This window comes from Streptomyces alkaliphilus (assembly GCF_014141535.1).
Lineage (GTDB): Bacteria > Actinomycetota > Actinomycetes > Streptomycetales > Streptomycetaceae > Streptomyces > Streptomyces alkaliphilus.
Genome location: NZ_VKHT01000807.1, coordinates 1 through 2,355, shown reverse-complemented (window position 1 = coordinate 2,355; position 2,355 = coordinate 1). Strand labels below are relative to the sequence as shown.

Here is a 2,355-nt window from a genome sequence, read left to right as displayed (position 1 = left end):
GGTCGGTGGGGTCGCGGGGGAGGGGACGGTGGTCTGAAGCGGTTCCGTGCTCACGGCTATCGGGTTCCCCATGCGTAGGTCTGCTTGCGCAGTTTGAGATAGACGAAGCTCTCGGTGGATCGCACGCCCGGCAGGGTGCGGATGCGCTTGCTGATCATCTCGAGCAGGTGGTCGTCGTCCTCGCAGACGATCTCGACCAACAGGTCGAACGAACCGGCGGTGACGACGACGTAGTCCACCTCGTCCATCTCCGCCAGCGCGTCCGCGACCGGTTCCAGGTCGCCCTCGACGTTGATCCCGACCATGGCCTGCCGCAGGAAGCCCACGGTGAGCGGGTCGGTGACCGCCACGATCTGCATCGCACCCTGGTCGAGCAGCTTCTGCACCCGCTGCCGCACCGCCGCCTCGGAGAGGCCGACGGCCTTTCCGATCGCGGCGTAGGAACGACGGCCGTCCTGCTGCAGTTGCTCGATGATGCCCAGCGACACCCGGTCGAGCGGGGGGCGACTGGTCGTGTGTCTGGAGTCTCGGGCCACCCGGTTCACTGTGCACGAGCGGAGTCGGGCGCGCAAGGTCGCGACAATGGGATCCGTCGTTTAACCAAAGAGAAACAACCGAATCCCTTGTTGAAGGCCCTGTCGACTGTCAGGATCGGCTTTCATTCCGGCCCCCGTCCATGTCCCGGCGGGCACCGACCGGTCACGTTCGGTGCCCCGCTTCCCCTTCCGTCACCCCGATCGCGGGCCGCTCCCGTACCGACCTTCCGATCCCGATCCCGATCCACACCGACACCGTGCCCCGGGAGAACCCTGATGGACCACCGTTTCGATGTCGCGGAGCGCTTCGCCGCGGGTACCGCGTTCGTCGCCGGCGCCCCCGTGACCGACGCCGACGGCCGGGAGCAGGAGGTGATCGACCCCTCCACCGGCGAGGTCGTGCTGCGTTACGCCGGAGCCGGCCCCCGCGAGGTGGACGCCGCGGTGGCCGCCGCCCGGGCGGCCCAACCGGAGTGGGACGCCCTCGGCCCGGCCGGACGCTCGACGGCGCTGCGCCGGTTGGCGGTCCGCCTGGAGGAGATCGCCCCGGACCTGGTCTTCGCGGAATCCCTGCAGTGCGGCAAACCCGAACGGCTCAGCCGGGAGTTCGACGTGCCCGGTTCCGTCGACAACGTCGACTTCTTCGCCGGGGCCGCACGTCGTCTGGACGGCCTGGCCGTCGCCGAGTACAGCCCCGACCACACCTCCGGCGTACGACGCGAACCGTTGGGGGTCGTGGGATCGATCGCCCCCTGGAACTACCCCCTCCAGATGGCCGTGTGGAAGGTTCTCCCGGCCGTGGCCGCCGGCAACACCGCGGTGCTCAAACCCGCCGAGAACACCCCTTTGACCTCGGTGATGCTCGCGGAAGCGGCCCGGGACGCGGGAGTGCCCCCCGGCGTGATCAACATCGTCCCCGGCGAGGGGCCCGTCGCGGGGGAGCACCTGGCGACCCACCCCGACGTGGCGATGGTCTCCTTCACCGGCTCCACCGAGGTGGGTCACCGGGTCGCCGGCCTGGCGGCCGGAGCGGGCAAGCGCACCCACCTGGAGTTGGGCGGCAAGGCGCCCTTCGTGGTGTTCGACGACGCCGACCCCGAGGCCGCGGTGCACGGCGCGGTGGCCGCCTGTCTGATCAACAGCGGCCAGGACTGCACCGCCGCCACCAGGGCGATCGTGCACCGGTCGGTGTTCGACGCCTTCGTGAGCGGCGTCGCCGACCTCATGTCCGGCGTGCGGGTCGGGGACCCCTTCGACCCCGACACCGACATCGGCCCCCTGATCTCCCCGGCCCACCGCGACCGGGTCGCCGGCTTCGTGGAGCGGGCCCGGGGGGCCGGCGCCCGCGTGGTGACCGGCGGGCGGATGCCGACCCACACCCCGCCCGGCGGCGCCCACTACCGGCCGACCCTGATCACCGATGTGGCCCGGGACGCCGAGATCGTGCGGCGGGAGGTCTTCGGCCCCGTGCTGGTGGCGCTCCCCTTCGACACCGACGACGAGGCCCTGGACCTGGCGAACGACACCCCCTACGGTCTGGCCGCCTCCGTCTGGAGCCGCGACGCCTACCGCACCGCCCGCGCCTCCCGCGAGCTGCGCGCCGGCTGCGTGTGGGTCAACGACCACATCCCGATCATCAGCGAGATGCCGCACGGGGGGCGCGACGCCTCCGGCTACGGGAAGGACATGTCGATCTACTCCTTCGAGGAGTACACCACCGTCAAGCACGTCATGCAGGACATCACCGCCGTCGCCCGCAAGCCCTGGCACCGCACCGTCTTCACCCCGCGCTGAACCCCGGTGGACCGGCCCGCACCCG

The 2,355-nt window shown here is 71.1% G+C and carries 2 protein-coding genes; one reads left to right on the top strand and one right to left on the bottom strand.

Going from position 1 to position 2,355, the window contains the following annotated elements:
- Nucleotides 1–56: 56 nt before the first annotated feature.
- Nucleotides 57–545 carry an Lrp/AsnC family transcriptional regulator gene (locus FNQ90_RS19970; protein WP_143620341.1) on the bottom strand — a complete coding sequence of 163 codons (489 nt, stop codon included), beginning with the start codon at nt 543–545 and terminating at the stop codon, nt 57–59.
- Nucleotides 546–812: 267 nt separating this feature from the next.
- On the opposite strand from FNQ90_RS19970, the gene FNQ90_RS19965 reads away from it, so the two are divergent.
- Nucleotides 813–2,330: a gamma-aminobutyraldehyde dehydrogenase gene (locus tag FNQ90_RS19965; RefSeq protein ID WP_182607628.1), complete on the top strand. Its 1,518-nt coding sequence runs from the start codon at nt 813–815 to the stop codon at nt 2,328–2,330.
- The last annotated feature ends 25 nt before the right edge of the window (nt 2,331–2,355 follow it).

Excerpts from the sequence above, each read along its gene's own strand:
- FNQ90_RS19965 (WP_182607628.1), top strand. The coding sequence starts at position 813 with ATGGACCACCGTTTCGATGTCGCGGAGCGCTTCGCCGCGGGTACCGCG.